Origin of the sequence: Bacillus sp. SH7-1 (assembly GCF_008042405.1) — a bacterium.
Lineage (GTDB): Bacteria > Bacillota > Bacilli > Bacillales > Bacillaceae_G > Bacillus_A > Bacillus_A thuringiensis_N.
On the sequence record NZ_QNUD01000009.1, the window covers coordinates 37,134 to 51,747 of the forward strand.

Consider the following 14,614-nt stretch of genomic DNA (forward strand, 5'->3'; position numbering starts at 1 on the left):
TAAAAAGGAAAGAAGATATCTTCTTTCCTTTTGTCTTTTATTTACATTTCTATTACTTCACGACTTCATTGATTATATCTATTAATTGATGAATCCCCTCATTATTGGTTTTCTTATATCCATTCATGTTTTGAATATATCTCTCCTTATTTGTATACAACTTATTTACTGCATGTATAAATGTATTCGTACTTACTCTGTCTTGGAGTATAACTTCCGCATATCCTTGCCGAGAAAAATATTCAGCATTTAAAACTTGATCTCCCCTACTGGAACTGTTAGTTAACGGGATAAGCAACATCGGTTTCTTCAAGAATAGCAATTCAGAAATAGCAGTAGAACCTGCTCTGGAAATTACAACACTCGCCATATTTAGTATATGCGGCAACTCTTCCCCTATATATTCGAATTGCATATAACCTTCCACGCCAATAGATGAATCTATCTTCCCTTTACCGCACATATGAACAATATTAAAATTTAATAACAATGTTTCCAAACTTTTTCTTACCATATCATTTATCCATTGAGCCCCTTGACTCCCACCCATAATTAACAATACTGGTTTATCTTGCTTAAATTTACAATAGCTTCTTCCCCGTAATACGTTGCCTCTCTCAATTTCTTCCCTTACAATTGGTCCTACATAAACCTTCTTCTCATTACTTACATTTTCTCCTGTCTGAGGAAATGTTGTACATAGTTTTGTAGTAAAAGGTAATGCTATTTTATTTGCTAATCCTAACGTACTATCTGGTTCACGTATTATTACGGGTACTTTATTCATCCATGCTCCTATTACTACAGGAACGGAAACAAATCCTCCTGCCGAAAAAATAACATCTGGTTTTATTCGTTTCATTAATTTATAACTTTGAATACAACCTTTTATTATTTTAAAAGGATCTTTAAAGTTCTCCAAATCCCAATATCTCCTAAGCTTCCCTGTTGAAACAATATTGTATTTAACATTTTGAACTAATAGTTTTTCAATTCCATTTTGAGATCCAATATACTCAACTCCCCATCCTTTTTCCATAAATTTAGGAATCAATACCATATTAATCATTACGTGTCCGGCTGTACCGCCCCCAGTAAAGAGAATCTTTTTATTCATAATTTATATCCACCTTTATTATTAAAAATCTTATTTTGTACTAATCTATTAAATGTAAGTAAACTTACTATTATTTATATAAACCTTTAACTCGAATCCTATATCTTGCAAAAAATTTTTAATGAGGTCATAAAAATCATTTCCATACTCACTACATTCATACTGAGCAAAAATTCGGATTACAAGCCTAGTTCCTTCATCTATTACTGGATTTTTCCGCTCGCCCTTTTTCCCTTCCACATAGGCTCGACATTTATTTATCGCCTCATAGATACGCAAAGCATGCTCTTCTTCACCCTTCCAGTCCAGCGTATCAACAATTAAAAGAAATAGGTTATTTTGATTATTTATTGTTTCATAGCCATTCATGTATTTCTTACACCCTTTTTTATTTTTCATTGAATGCAAATGTCACTACACTTCGCATACTCAAGTACATCTTTTAATGATTGATGAAATTGAATTTCCGGGATCCAACCTAACCTTTTTATTTCCTCTATTATTAAACTCTCATTTGAGTCGCTCCCACTTTTCTCTGTTTCTTCTATGAAAAAATTCAGCTGAGTTAATTCTTTATATTGTTCTAGTACATTTAATAAAGATCGTTTCACTCCTGACCCGACATTATATTGTTTTCCACTTATTCCATCTCGTAATAGCACGTGATACGCTTTAACCGCATCACGTACATCTAAAAAATCCCTGCTATCTTTCAAACTATTCACTTCAATAATGGCTTTACTTCTCCCTAATTCTATATCTATCATTTTCTTTGCGAGAATCGAACAAATGCCATTCGATACCCCTGGACCAATTAAGTTTGAGGGCTTTGCAATGATAATATTTGAATCCATTAATCCGCCCCAAGCCTCTGCAATAATGACTTGCATCGTTTTACTTAAACTATATGGATTTGAAATTTTTATTTCCTTTATACTATCTACTTGCAAAGCAGATCCTATAACTAACGTTCTACAATGTGGTGCTTCTTGCTTAATTGCTTCTAATAAATATAACGTCCCTATTACATTAATCTCTACATATTCAAGTGCAGCTGTCCAAGACTCTATGACCGAATTCCTTCCTGCTAAATGCAATACATAATCTGGCTTTATATGTTTAATCACCTTCATTACTTCGCTCTTATTTGTTAAATTACAAGTAATACCATTTTCATTTTTCTCTCTATGTGCATGATTTTGAAACATAGGAATTACATGAAAGCCCTGCTTAAAAAAATATTCGTAAGCATGACGTCCTGTAAAACCATTTGCACCCGTTATTAAAAGGCTCGCATTTTTTTTCATTGTAAAAAACCTCCTTTTAATAACATTTGTTTCACCTCATGTTTTGCAAGTAAGTCTTGTTGAGAACTAAAACTCTTTACATCTACAATCGGATAACTAGCATAATATTCTTGAAGCCCTTCTATAGGAATAGTAGGTAGTACCACAAAATAATTTTGATCAAAACTTATACTCGTTTTACTCTCTACCTCAGATAAAAGCATTTCACTTAATTTTTCACCCGGCCTTATCCCTACCTCTTTTAATTTCACATTTTCTTTTTTTGAATCTTCAATTAACACTTCTGCTAAATCTGTTATTTTACATGCCGGCATTTTCATAACAAAGATTTCCCCACCTCTACCTTGATATACGGCTTTAAATAACAATCCAACAGCATCTTCAATTGTTAAGAAAAATCTAGTCATATTTGCATCGGTAATCCCTACTTGTGAAGATTTTTTAATTTGTTTTTTAAAAAGCGGTACCACACTTCCACTCGTCCCTAAAACATTTCCACCACGAACACAAATAAATTTTGTTTTCTTCGTTTGTACATTCGCATGAACCATTAACTTTTCACCAATTGCTTTTGTCATCCCATACGTATTTGATGGATCGGCTGCTTTATCCGTTGAAACATATATAACTTTCTCAACTTGCATCTGTATAGATGCTTCGATTACATTTTGCGTACCATGTATATTAGTTTTTATAGCTTCATAAGGATAATACTCACATACTGGAACATGTTTTAAAGCTGCAAGATGGAATACATAATGTACACCTTGACATGCATAAACTAATTGATCCTTGTCACGAATATCTCCAATAATAAATTTTAATCTATCATCATTTATAAACTGTTGCTGCATTTCAAACTGAACCGTTTCATTTCTTGAAAAAACCCTAATTTCTTTCGGTGATTTTTCTAATAGTTGTTTTATAAGTTCATGTCCCCACGAACCTGTGCCACCTGTGATTAAAATTATTTTATTTAGCATTCCTTTTCCTCCTACCAAGCATTTCAATTAAAATTTATTGAATTATTTTCAATTGATTCAAATCATAATCGTCGTTTGTTACATTTAATTGACAAAATAAAAAAACGAAACTATTAAATATAGTTTCGTTTTTTCATTTCACCTTACAACAGTAAGATTTTTTATACTGTTTGCATGATAACTAAATTCCCAGTCAAAAACACCGCTCATTTATTTCTTATACTCGTAATAAAATAAATAGAATGATTCATATCCAATAGTCATGTTTAAATTTATGAAAAAGGGAGGTAACGGAATGTACCGAAGTAATTCAAATCATACATATAACGGACCTTCCAAAGCACTGCCTCTCTTCCTATTTGATGTAAAAAATGAATTGAAACAAAAAAGCAACCTCATTCATTCTGGCACAATGTATAAATTAACGAAAGAAGAGCAGCTCATTATCAACAACATAAAAATGCAGACAGAACAGCTAAATAAAAATAATGTTACAAGAACACGTGCATACTACCAATTTTACGTTCAATATCCAGAAATACATTGGGCACTACTTGGGCATATGGTTTCACGTAACGGCGGTTGGAATATGACTGATTTAAAGGGCGATTTATATACAAAAATTTTATCAGAGAAAGATCAAATCACATTTTTTTCTTTTTTAGAAAGAGGGAATTGGCTTATTTTTCAAGATGTATATCCTCAATTTCTGCTTTATGAACAAAGTGTAAAAAGATCACAAAAACTATTTCACCTTCTCCCTCACCTAAATGTTTCTACATTTATGGAAACGATGTGGAACGATTTTTGGAAAACAGGTAATAAAAAAACATTAGCAATTGCAACTATTATTAATGAACAAAACTACTTAGAAAAAAGAGTGATTCAAAATGTACACTTTAAAAAGACTGTACTAAATAGTATTGGATTTAAACTATTTGATTTCTTTCAGTTTAATCATATCCTTTTCCCATTCTACGCAAATGATAAGAAAGAAAAAGTATTACTATTTGGTGATACAATGAAACATTTCACTTCCTTACATGAACGGATCTTAATTGGAAAAAGGTTGTATTCATTATTATTTCGGGATACACATGTTTTATCTCAAGTAATAAGCTGGGCCCAACACCATCCTCATACAGGATCAAGGAAAGATTACTGGCCTCATTTATTTTCAAGTGTGAATGAATCTTTTTCTCGTGAGTTTTATAAACGCCGAATAAAGAAATGCCAGTTGCGTAATGGCGCTTATCGTATATACAGTCCTGCACTCATCTACGCATGGCGAGATATAGAGCATGAAGAAGTTGACAATGAAGATTGGTTTACGGACTGGCAAGTCGTAAATTACTTAGTGGATAAGGAGGAAAATATAAATGGACAAATTACAGAAGACTACTGTAAAACACTCGAAAAAATTGAACTTGCCATTCTTGCAAAGAAAAATGTTCTCCTTCGAGAAGACGAATAACCTTTTCGCATTAGTCATTACAATCTTACTCTCTTCTATTATCGGAACTTACTTAGATGCATTTTTTGTTGCAAAACAATTATATTCCTTTCCGGTTAGACCCTTTCCCTCCATATTTTCAGTTAACATCGGCTTTACTCTCTTTGTACTACCGATTTTAACAACGATTTTTATACAAATTTCAAAAAGATTATCTACAGTTTCTAGAATTCTTTTTATTATTTCAATCGGTATTTGTGCTAGCATTTTTGAACAGATTGCTGAAAGATTCGGTTTCTTTATTCATAGCTTAGATTGGAATCATACATATTCTTTATTTGGCTATATGATTTTCTTTTCTTTTATTTGGAAAGTATATGATTTCATACAAAAATAAAGAGATCCTTATAGATCTCTTTATTTTCAATCAATATTTTCTACATTTAAATACTTAGTTTCACAGTAATAGCCTTTGCCGCCAACATAAACTTTTTCTACTTTATTGTTGCTATTGGTTGCTAATTTAACTAATATTTCAGAAGGCGCGTGTAAAGAATAACCTTGTTCAAATACATAGACTTCTTTTTGCAAGTTGTGCTGTTCATAAAGGTAGCAAGCTAATGCACCGTTTGAAGTCCCAGTCGCTGCTTCTTCATTGATGTCGTATAGTGGAGCAAAATTTCTGCATATAATTCGATTGTCATTAAAAGTATATAGATGCATTCCGACAACATTATAATACTTGCTAATTTCTTTAATTTTTTCAAAATTAGGTTGCAGTGTATGTAATCGTGTTTCGCTTTTTATAGGAATTAAAATATCTTTTAAGCCTGTGGAGACAATTTGAATTGGATATGTATTGTCTATAGCTTTCATATCAAAACAGTCGATGAACTCGTTTGGAGATACAACATCATAGAATATCGGTTTGTTTTGTTCCATGAATATGATGTCATCTTTTATGGTAATAGTAAGAACACCGCTGTTCGTTTCAATCGTATAGCGATTCCTGAAAAGTTTATTTAAATGCATTAGTATCGCGAAAGAGCCAATTGTGGCATGACCACATAAATCAACTTCTTCTTTTGGTGTAAAATACTCAAATTTATAATCAGCAATTTCAGATTCTGATATAAATGCGGTTTCCGCATAGCCCAGTTGTTTGGCTATTGCCATTTTTTGCGTAGTGGTCAATGTATTCTCAATAAATACCACTCCTGCTTTATTTCCACCTTTATGATCCTTGCTAAATGCACTTGCAACATAGACGGATATTTTCATAAGACACCTTCCTTCCTCACTTGTAGTAAATTGTAGCATAGAAAACACTACGTATAAATGTTGTTGGATAAATTTTCTATAAAGCAAGAGACAAATTATTTTTTAGCATCTGCACTCTCAAAAAATAGTTTGTCTGCAGTCTGAGAGATCCTTATAGATCTCTTCTTAAGCATAATCTTCGGTTACCATTAATGATGTAGGGTTTTGAAGACTTTTTGAACGTAAACGATAGGCAACGATTTTCTTTTTATATTGCTTTATTACATCAACATGTTCCTCATGGCTATACAGAGAAAACCTAATCTCTTTATTCCCTTTCTTCGTGTTAATAACGATTGGTGTTCCTTCCCCGCGTGGTGGAAAATAATGTTTATCTAAAAATAGAGCCTCATTAAATTCATGAATAACTTGAAGTTTCGTCTCTCCCTCTATATTTCTTCCATCTATCGATATAGAGGTATTCTCTTCCTCAAGCTTTTGATGCAATTCAAATCTACTAATAATTGATTCTACAACAGAAGTGGGCATACTAGAAACTAATACTTTGATAGCTCCAAAAATAAATAATGTAACTATAAACCATGTTGTCATTTTCATCATCTCCATTACATTTTAAAATATAAATTTCGTTCCATACGGTATGACTATACTAATAAGTATTCCGGTTACAATCATCGTCACCGAACCGATCGTCGCTTCTTTCTCGCCTTCCTTCACGAGACGGCTCACACCGATAATATGTGAGGCGCAACCCATTCCCACTCCTTTTCCAATCGTGCTCGTTATACGGAAAAACTTAAGTACTGTTGGTCCGATAATAGCACCTGTGATTCCTGCAACAACTACAAAACTAGAAGTCATAGATGGAATACCACCAATTTGATCCGCTAATGAAATAGCAATAGGCATCGTCGCTAATTGTGGGAGTGTTGTTAATATGAGTTCCTTATCTATATTTAACATCTCACCAATCACTACATTCATACTCGTTAAAGCCACTATGCCTACCGCTACACCGATAAGTATCGAAAAAAAGTTTTTCATTAGTATTCTTCGCTCTTTAAATAAAGGTATCGCTAATGCTACAATTGCAGGACTCAATAAACTAGAAAGAATATCTCCACCATTTTCCCTATACTCATGATGAGAAATATCAAAAATCAGAAATAAACAAATCATAATTGCCGTAGCTGTTAACACCGGTAACATAAATGGAAACGTAAATTTTTTATATAACTTTGTCGCCAATACATACATTACTACAGTAATAATAATGAAGACCATTTGCATCGTGCACCTTGTCGATTTTATTTTTTTGATGTTACTAATAATTGACTTATATACCCTGAAATAATCAAAGTTACTACCGTACTTGCAACTACTAACATGAATATAATACTCCCCTTACTGAAAAGAAAAGACCCGTATTCCATCAGACCTGTTGTCGAAGGAATGAGAAATAACGGTAAAAATACGATTAATTTCTTCGCACCTAACTCAAACCATCTTAATGGCAAAATCCGAGTAGAAAGGAGCAAGAACAATATTAACATCCCTATTAAACTTCCTGGCATCGATAGTTGAAATACTTCCTGAATCCATAGACCAACTAAGCTAAATATATACAGCACGCCTACTTGAAGTAAAAGTGTCACGTACTTCATTTCTTTCCCTCTTTTCACTATCTCACATTCATATTATGAAATCTCATTTAACGTATCAGCAAACCGTGCAATTCCAAATTGAATTTGTTCTATATTCGCTCTCCCAAACGTAAATCGGATATATTCATTTTTAGAGCCTAAAACACTTCCCGGAACAAATGCGACACCATTTCGTATAGATTCACCTAACAAGTGGTATTCATCAAACGTTCCCTTCACCTTGCACCATACATGTATTCCACCCTCTGGAACGAAACATTCAACTCGGTCTCCCAATATTTCGTCAAGCATTGCAATTAATACATCTCTTCTTTGCTTCAATTGTCCACGCAGCATCGTAATGTGCGTATGAAAATCCTCTGATTCTAAAAATTGATTCGCTACCCACTGCGTAAATACACTATGACCAAAATCAACTTGTTGCTTTGCATCTGCTAAACGCTCTATTACACGCGTAGGACCAATTACCCATCCAATACGTAATCCTGATGCAACAACTTTTGATAATGAACTTATATAAAGAACATTCCCGTTTTGATCCATTGATTTTAATGTTGGATTCACTTCTCCATTAAATGAAGTTAAACTATACGGATCATCTTCTACAATTGGTATCCCAAATTCAGAAGACAGTTCTAAAATCTTTTTACGTCTCGCTAATGAAAGCACAGTTCCAGTTGGATTTTGATAATCTGGATTTAAAAATACCATACGAATACGATGCTTTTTATGCAACTCAATTAAGTCATCTGGATTCATTCCATGCTGATCAACAGGTAAATGGAATATTTTTAACCCTGCAGATTTAAACATGGGAAGTGAGAAACAATAGGAGGGATCCTCAATTGCAATCGCATCTCCAGGCTTTAATAAGCATTGAACGATAAGATTAAGTGCCTGCTGTGCTCCTGATGTAATAAGGATCGAACTTGAATCCGCTTCAATTTGTTTATATTGCTGAACATGTGCTGCAATTGTTTTTCTCAACATTTCATTTCCAAGTGGATGGTCATAACCGAGGTTTTCCATAAATGTTTTCTCCGACAAAATCGTTCGGAATCTATCACTCGGAATTAATTCTGGTGCCAATTCACCACTCGCTAAATTAATTAAGTCATCTTTTTGTGTTTCTGTTCTAATTTGTTGAACGAGTGGTACATTAGGTAAGAACGATCCATCCTCAACGTACCTACCCCAGTTCGGTATTCGTTTATGTGAAACACCCCATATGTCTGTATTCACCCTTGTTCCGCTTCCTTTTTGCCGTTCTACTACTCCAAGTGATTTTAGTTCTTCATATGCAGCTACTATTGTACTCCGGTTCACCTGTAACTCTTTTGCTAACATCCGCTCAGAAGGTAACTTGCTATCAGAAGGAAACTCACCTGAAGAAATACCCCTTTCAATATAATCCGCTATTTGTTTATATACAGGCGTTTTATCTGCACGATTTGGTTTCCATTCCACCCTGTTGCCTCCTCTCAAAACTAACTATACTTTACTCACTAATGACAGTATTCACTGTAACAATAGTATTAATTAAGCGCATGATTTAAAAATGTTTCTACCGTAGCATTAAAGCTAAGTGGCTGCTCTAAATAAGGTAAGTGCCCGCTATTTTTAAACTCAATGAAAGTTGTATTTTTTATATATTTTTCAAACTCTCTTACATATTTTTCTGGCACAAAATCATCATATCTCCCTCTTATAATTAAAACAGGACATGAAATATTTGAAAGAAACAGTCTTTGATCATAATCAACTAATTCAGCAAATAACATTTGAATATGACCCGGATTAATAGACTGTAAAGATTGATAAAACCCCCTGACAATCACTTCATTACTGGCTACTCCCATCGCCTTCAACAATGTATCCGCCCATGTTTTTCCGTTATCATGTAAGCTAAGTAAATCATATACTTCAAGTCGTTTTTTTCGATCTTCAGGCTCCAAATAGGGAAATGCATTTACAACAATTAAGCTAGAAACAAAGTCTGGATATTGAGTAGCAAAATCGATACCGACTCTAGCTCCCTTTGAAAGACCACAAATGACTATTTTTTTTAACTTTAAATAATTGCATAACTCATACAAAACATTTAGGTAGTCTTTAAAAGGGATTTCCAGCCCTTCAGATTTCCCATGCCCTGGTAAATCAAGTGAGATCACTGTCCATTTTTTCTTAAAATATTGCCTTTGATATAACCAATTATTTGCGTTTCCTCCAAGGCCGTGTAAAAACAATATGACAGGACCCGATCCTTCTATATTATAAAAGACCTTTCGATTCTTATATTTAAAATACACATTCATCACCTTCAGCTATAGCATTACTTATTCTTATCTTTGAATGGATATATCCAAAACGGTTCTCTTTCTAACCACTCAATTGTTTCCGGCACACCTTCTTCATACTCTCTTTTCAGTTCCTTTACTTTAGTCGCAAATTGTGATGCATGTGCTTGCAATGCCTCAAGCTTTTTTGGAACATAATCTTTCACTTCATTTTTTAAATGCGGAGGACCTATTTCCGCTTCATGATTATTTGAAAAAGCTACCGCATAAAATGTTGGCCTTTTATTTGCCGGAATAGTAGCTAACGCCTCAGCCACCGCTTCTCCTGTTGCATCATGATCTGGATGAACAGCATATCCCGGATAAAAAGAAATGACTAACGAAGGATTCAATTCTTCTACACATTTTTGTATTACACGTCTTAACTCTCCGGGAGTTTCAAATTCAAGAGTTTTATCACGATATCCCATCATACGTAAATCTTTAATACCTAAAATATTTGTAGCCCTCTTTAGTTCTTTCTCTCTTATAGCATATAATGATTCACGTGTTGCAAAAGGAGGATTTCCCATCGCTCTCCCCATTTCACCTAACGTTAAGCAAACATAAGTTAGAGGAACCTTTCGCTGCGCATAAGCTAAAATTGTACCTGCCACGCAATATGACTCATCATCTGGGTGGGGAAAAACAATTAAAACGTGGCGTTCATTTTTTATCAAAATCATACTCCTCCATCATATACAATAATAATTTTTTTCTTTCAAAACTATTAAATCACTACCGCATACCACGTTACCCCAACAAGTAGTACGAAAAGTAGGAGAATATAAATAGTTGATAAATTTTTCACATTTCTCTTTGTAGACTTTCCGTAATTCTCCTCCACATTTCGTGCAACTAGTACGGTCCCAAACAGCGATACAATTACAATAATAACGACTAGTGAAATCGCAAAGCTCATTGTATATTCACCTCTCTAAGGCCAGTCTATTTTAATTAAGAATTTCCCTTTTAAAACATTAATAACATACTACCTTTCTTCTCTTATCATAATAGATGTTTGTAAAAAACGGACCAACCACTTTTATGTTTTTTTGCTCATCCACTTTAATAATAAAAAACAACTGATCACTTATGATCAGTTGTTTTTTCGTAAAGTTAATTATATTCATTTTTCACTTAAAATTGATCCGATTTAAAAGTTTGGCCTTTTCATAATGAAACATCGATTGAGATAATTCGAAAATTGTCCCGTTTACAAGACAAACTGTATTTTCAATAAGAAGCGCCGGATCACCTTCATTCAATTCTAAAAGCTGGGCATTTTCTTTATTTACTTTTTCACAACTAATAACTTTATCGGCAAAACCAATATTTAATCGTAAATCTTCAATAAAATAACTGTATACAGAACTTAATGCTATTTCTTCATTCAAATATGGAATAATATCCTTTTTGAAATAACTTACTTCAATAGAGAATGGTTTTCCATCTACAATTCTTAAGCGCTTCAAAAAATATATCCTAGTTCCAGCTTCACATTGCATCCGCTTTGCTATCTCTTCGTCCGCATCTATTACTTCAAGCTCTAACACTTTCGTTTCAATATTTTGCGAAACAAGATTCTTCGTTAATCCACGTAAACTTCCTAAATTAATATAATCTGTTACAGAAGTTTCGCGTAAAAACATACCACTACCTTGCACTTGAAAAATATAGCCTCTATTTACAAGCTGACTAATTACTTTACGTATCGTATTACGGCTTACTTCAAATCGATTCATTAACGCTTCTTCTGTAGGGAGTTTTTTCGTTTCATTAAAAAGCCCATCTCGAATGTTTTGCTCTAACACATCTGCAATTTGTTTATACTTTGCACTCATACACTTTCTCCTAAAATACTCTTTTATCTGTTATAACTCTTCTCCTCTCGTTTCAATCACATGTTTATACCAATGAAACGAAAGTTTCTTCTTACGTTTTAAGTTATCATTATGATCGACAAAAATAAAGCCATATTGCTTTTTATATCCATTTAACCAACTTAACAAATCAATCACTGACCATGCATAATAACCTTTTAAATTGATTCCCTCTTCAATTGCACGCTTTATTACTTTTAAATGCTCTTCAATAAATTTAATTCTCGGAACATCTACAATTTCTCCGTCAATGATTGGATCTTCATCACCAAGTCCATTTTCCGTTACATACATCTTTATGTCACCGTAACGCTCTTTCAATATATGCAATCCATCTAAGAAACCTTCGGGAGATATTTCCCATCCCCATTTTGTATATGTTTTATCATCCATTTTAACTGTTCGATAAAAACCATCAAAAGAAGGACTACCTGGAGCAAGTGTTGAATTTTCCCGAGAATGCTCTTCGCTCTTTATATTCATATCGTATCTTTCTACTCGTATTGGTTGATAATAATTCAAGCCAATAAAATCATTCTTCTCAGCATTTTGTTTAATGATTTCTAATTCTTCAACCGTCCAATTTGGCGTCCACCCTTTTTCCTTTAATTGTTGTACAACATAAGACGGATACTCACCTTTTAAAACTGGATCATAATACCAATACGTTTCATATTCATTCGCATGCTTTGCTGCCAGTATATTTTCTTTTTGACCATCCACACTATAAGCAGGTAAGAAAACATGTGTAATCCCAATTTCCCCATATTGTTTCAGCTGCTTGTACACCGCAACTGTTTTCGCATGCGCATAAAATACATAATGCGTCGCTTGAAAATACTTTGGAACATCATTTTGTATTCCTGGTGGATGTGCACCTTTTAAATAACCTAATCCACAAAACATTACTGTCTCATTAAAAGTAATCCAATGTTTAACTCTATCACCAAATGCCTTAAAACAAATTTCTGCGTATTTTACGAAAGCTTCTGCTGTTCGTTTATTCGTCCATCCACCATCTTTTTCTAATGGTAATGGTAAATCCCAATGATATAAAGTGACAAACGGTACAATCCCATATTTTAAACATTCATCAATTAAGTTGTTATAAAATTCGATTCCTTTTTCATTTACCTCTCCATCTCCAGTCGGCAATATTCTCGCCCAAGAAATAGAAAAACGATACGATTCTAACCCCATTTCAGCCATTAAGCGAACATCTTCCTTATATCGATGATAATGATCAACAGCTACATCACCATTTGTTCCATTGTATGTTTTGCCAGGAATTTTTGAAAACTCATCCCAATTCGTAACACCTTTTCCATCTTCATTCCATGCACCTTCTACTTGGTAAGAAGCTGAAGCAGCTCCGAATAAAAAATCATGTGAAAACTTCATAGTATATACCTCCATTTCATTACAATAAATCAAATTCATTCATACATATAAAATTTGTAGGTACAAATTTTATATGTATGATTATATCGTATGTTTTTATTTTTTTCTATCATGAAAGTATGATATCCAATGTTGGTTTTTGGAAAACAAAAAGAAGCGACATATTTTATCGCTTCTTACTCTCATCATCTTTATTCTTTTATAAGTGACTCGTTCGCTCTTATAACTTCTTGATACAGCAATGGTGACCACTTTTCATTTATATAATCTTGAATGATCCAGCCTACTCTTGTAGGATTCTTTTGTTTTATATAGTTTGCAATTTCAGGATTTATATAAGAGGCGTAGTAATATGGACTATTCCATGCTGTACCACCAGAAGACAAACTTGTAAAATTTATATATAGATGATGTAAATCCTCACTATTATTCATCGTTTCATCCATCGTATCTTTAATAGATTTTACTTTCTCATCATAACCCACTTTATATTTATCTTGTACCGTTACATTTACGCTTTGATTTACAGTTGTCGTAAACGTCTCATTATCTGGCCAATAAAAATTATTATATCCTCCAGATTCATTACTACCACCATATCTTTTTAGTAGTACAATTTTCCCACGAGCATCTCCCAATTTTATATTTCCTTCTGTTTTTAAAAAGATAGGATCAACAAAATAACTTTTTTCAAACGTACTACTAAAGGAACCTTCTGCCCCTTTCATATCCTCATACTCTTTTTTTAAAGACATAATAATCGTTTCACTTGGGTTATCTTTTAGAAATTGTTTCGCTTCGTTTATGAATTCACGCAGTGTTACATAAAGATATAATGGCCCATGATGAAGAACTACCGTATTATCATCTGTTAAACGTCCTCTTATATCAAAAATGCGAGCTCCATGATCCATTTGGTAACGAAAATCATATTCTTGCGTCATTCCCCATACTTGCTTAATTGGATTTTGCAACTTGAACGTTCCACTATCATGTGTTCCTGGAATTGAAATTCGTGCTAACGGGATATTATCAGGTATAGGTTGCATCCATTTTGACCAATTTTCAAGATCATTAACAGAGCTAGCCGCAACGACTCTCTTATCATGTAAAGCAAATACAAATGTGATAAATATCGTACTACATATGAATAATTTCAAAAGTAACTTCTTATTGCTCATTATTATCC

Annotated in this window: 17 protein-coding genes; 2 read left to right on the forward strand and 15 right to left on the reverse strand. The window is 33.4% G+C overall.

Annotated features, from left to right (window positions below; translation table 11 throughout):
- Nucleotides 1–52 precede the first annotated feature (52 nt).
- From DN390_RS09170 to DN390_RS09185, 4 genes are read right to left on the reverse strand one after another with little or no spacing between them, the layout of a single operon-like run.
- A complete protein-coding gene (locus tag DN390_RS09170; protein WP_147807226.1) occupies nt 53–1,117 on the reverse strand; it encodes an undecaprenyldiphospho-muramoylpentapeptide beta-N-acetylglucosaminyltransferase in 1,065 nt (354 codons plus the stop codon).
- Between the two features lie 48 nt (nt 1,118–1,165).
- Nucleotides 1,166–1,516 carry a DUF6572 domain-containing protein gene (locus DN390_RS09175; RefSeq protein WP_147807392.1) on the reverse strand — a complete coding sequence of 117 codons (351 nt, stop codon included), beginning with the start codon at nt 1,514–1,516 and terminating at the stop codon, nt 1,166–1,168.
- On the reverse strand, nt 1,513–2,424 hold the full coding sequence (locus DN390_RS09180; RefSeq protein WP_147807227.1) for an NAD-dependent epimerase/dehydratase family protein: 912 nt from the start codon (nt 2,422–2,424) through the stop codon (nt 1,513–1,515). Before DN390_RS09180 ends, DN390_RS09175 begins: the two co-directional genes overlap by 4 nt.
- On the reverse strand, nt 2,421–3,407 hold the full coding sequence (locus DN390_RS09185) for a UDP-N-acetylglucosamine 4,6-dehydratase family protein (RefSeq protein ID WP_147807228.1): 987 nt from the start codon (nt 3,405–3,407) through the stop codon (nt 2,421–2,423). Before DN390_RS09185 ends, DN390_RS09180 begins: the two co-directional genes overlap by 4 nt.
- A 295-nt stretch (nt 3,408–3,702) precedes the next feature.
- Between DN390_RS09185 and DN390_RS09190 the strand changes: the two genes are divergently transcribed.
- Nucleotides 3,703–4,881 carry a DUF2515 domain-containing protein gene (locus DN390_RS09190; protein ID WP_147807229.1) on the forward strand — a complete coding sequence of 393 codons (1,179 nt, stop codon included), beginning with the start codon at nt 3,703–3,705 and terminating at the stop codon, nt 4,879–4,881.
- Nucleotides 4,787–5,257, forward strand: coding sequence for a CBO0543 family protein (locus DN390_RS09195; RefSeq protein ID WP_048550015.1), 471 nt, complete (start codon nt 4,787–4,789; stop codon nt 5,255–5,257). Before DN390_RS09190 ends, DN390_RS09195 begins: the two co-directional genes overlap by 95 nt.
- A 26-nt stretch (nt 5,258–5,283) precedes the next feature.
- On the opposite strand, the gene DN390_RS09200 is transcribed toward DN390_RS09195, so the two are convergent.
- The 11 genes from DN390_RS09200 to plcA form a co-directional block, all read right to left on the reverse strand.
- Nucleotides 5,284–6,141: a PhzF family phenazine biosynthesis protein gene (locus DN390_RS09200; protein ID WP_147807230.1), complete on the reverse strand. Its 858-nt coding sequence runs from the start codon at nt 6,139–6,141 to the stop codon at nt 5,284–5,286.
- A gap of 165 nt (nt 6,142–6,306) precedes the next feature.
- Nucleotides 6,307–6,732 (reverse strand): YfmQ family protein, encoded by a 426-nt coding sequence (locus DN390_RS09205; RefSeq protein ID WP_147807231.1) that lies wholly within the window; start codon nt 6,730–6,732, stop codon nt 6,307–6,309.
- Nucleotides 6,733–6,753: 21 nt separating this feature from the next.
- Nucleotides 6,754–7,425, reverse strand: a complete 672-nt coding sequence (locus DN390_RS09210) for an LrgB family protein (RefSeq protein WP_147807232.1) — start codon at nt 7,423–7,425, stop codon at nt 6,754–6,756.
- A gap of 23 nt (nt 7,426–7,448) precedes the next feature.
- Entirely contained in the window at nt 7,449–7,805 is a 357-nt protein-coding gene (locus DN390_RS09215; RefSeq protein ID WP_147807233.1) for a CidA/LrgA family holin-like protein, read from the reverse strand.
- A 33-nt stretch (nt 7,806–7,838) separates the two neighbouring features.
- Nucleotides 7,839–9,272, reverse strand: a complete 1,434-nt coding sequence (gene pdxR, locus DN390_RS09220; RefSeq protein WP_147807234.1) for a MocR-like pyridoxine biosynthesis transcription factor PdxR — start codon at nt 9,270–9,272, stop codon at nt 7,839–7,841.
- Nucleotides 9,273–9,340: 68 nt separating this feature from the next.
- Entirely contained in the window at nt 9,341–10,114 is a 774-nt protein-coding gene (locus DN390_RS09225) for an alpha/beta fold hydrolase (RefSeq protein ID WP_147807235.1), read from the reverse strand.
- Between the two features lie 23 nt (nt 10,115–10,137).
- The gene (gene bshB2, locus DN390_RS09230) at nt 10,138–10,818 is read right to left on the reverse strand and encodes a bacillithiol biosynthesis deacetylase BshB2 (protein WP_097949905.1); all 681 of its coding nucleotides are present in this window, start codon (nt 10,816–10,818) and stop codon (nt 10,138–10,140) included.
- A gap of 53 nt (nt 10,819–10,871) precedes the next feature.
- On the reverse strand, nt 10,872–11,063 hold the full coding sequence (locus DN390_RS09235; RefSeq protein ID WP_000006469.1) for a hypothetical protein: 192 nt from the start codon (nt 11,061–11,063) through the stop codon (nt 10,872–10,874).
- Nucleotides 11,064–11,277: 214 nt separating this feature from the next.
- A complete protein-coding gene (locus tag DN390_RS09240) occupies nt 11,278–11,985 on the reverse strand; it encodes a GntR family transcriptional regulator (protein ID WP_098593849.1) in 708 nt (235 codons plus the stop codon).
- A 30-nt stretch (nt 11,986–12,015) separates the two neighbouring features.
- Nucleotides 12,016–13,425 (reverse strand): glycoside hydrolase family 1 protein, encoded by a 1,410-nt coding sequence (locus tag DN390_RS09245; protein WP_147807236.1) that lies wholly within the window; start codon nt 13,423–13,425, stop codon nt 12,016–12,018.
- Between the two features lie 191 nt (nt 13,426–13,616).
- A complete protein-coding gene (gene plcA, locus DN390_RS09250; protein WP_147807237.1) occupies nt 13,617–14,606 on the reverse strand; it encodes a phosphatidylinositol diacylglycerol-lyase in 990 nt (329 codons plus the stop codon).
- Between the last annotated feature and the right edge of the window lie 8 nt (nt 14,607–14,614).

Coding starts and splice junctions, on each gene's coding strand:
- DN390_RS09245 (WP_147807236.1), bottom strand. CDS start 13,425: ATGAAGTTTTCACATGATTTTTTATTCGGAGCTGCTTCAGCTTCTTAC.
- DN390_RS09180 (WP_147807227.1), bottom strand. CDS start 2,424: ATGAAAAAAAATGCGAGCCTTTTAATAACGGGTGCAAATGGTTTTACA.
- DN390_RS09215 (WP_147807233.1), bottom strand. CDS start 7,805: ATGAAGTACGTGACACTTTTACTTCAAGTAGGCGTGCTGTATATATTT.
- DN390_RS09195 (WP_048550015.1), top strand. CDS start 4,787: ATGGACAAATTACAGAAGACTACTGTAAAACACTCGAAAAAATTGAAC.
- DN390_RS09240 (WP_098593849.1), bottom strand. CDS start 11,985: ATGAGTGCAAAGTATAAACAAATTGCAGATGTGTTAGAGCAAAACATT.
- DN390_RS09170 (WP_147807226.1), bottom strand. CDS start 1,117: ATGAATAAAAAGATTCTCTTTACTGGGGGCGGTACAGCCGGACACGTA.
- plcA (WP_147807237.1), bottom strand. CDS start 14,606: ATGAGCAATAAGAAGTTACTTTTGAAATTATTCATATGTAGTACGATA.
- DN390_RS09185 (WP_147807228.1), bottom strand. CDS start 3,407: ATGCTAAATAAAATAATTTTAATCACAGGTGGCACAGGTTCGTGGGGA.
- DN390_RS09235 (WP_000006469.1), bottom strand. CDS start 11,063: ATGAGCTTTGCGATTTCACTAGTCGTTATTATTGTAATTGTATCGCTG.
- DN390_RS09200 (WP_147807230.1), bottom strand. CDS start 6,141: ATGAAAATATCCGTCTATGTTGCAAGTGCATTTAGCAAGGATCATAAA.
- DN390_RS09190 (WP_147807229.1), top strand. CDS start 3,703: ATGTACCGAAGTAATTCAAATCATACATATAACGGACCTTCCAAAGCA.
- DN390_RS09205 (WP_147807231.1), bottom strand. CDS start 6,732: ATGACAACATGGTTTATAGTTACATTATTTATTTTTGGAGCTATCAAA.
- DN390_RS09210 (WP_147807232.1), bottom strand. CDS start 7,425: ATGGTCTTCATTATTATTACTGTAGTAATGTATGTATTGGCGACAAAG.
- DN390_RS09175 (WP_147807392.1), bottom strand. CDS start 1,516: ATGAAAAATAAAAAAGGGTGTAAGAAATACATGAATGGCTATGAAACA.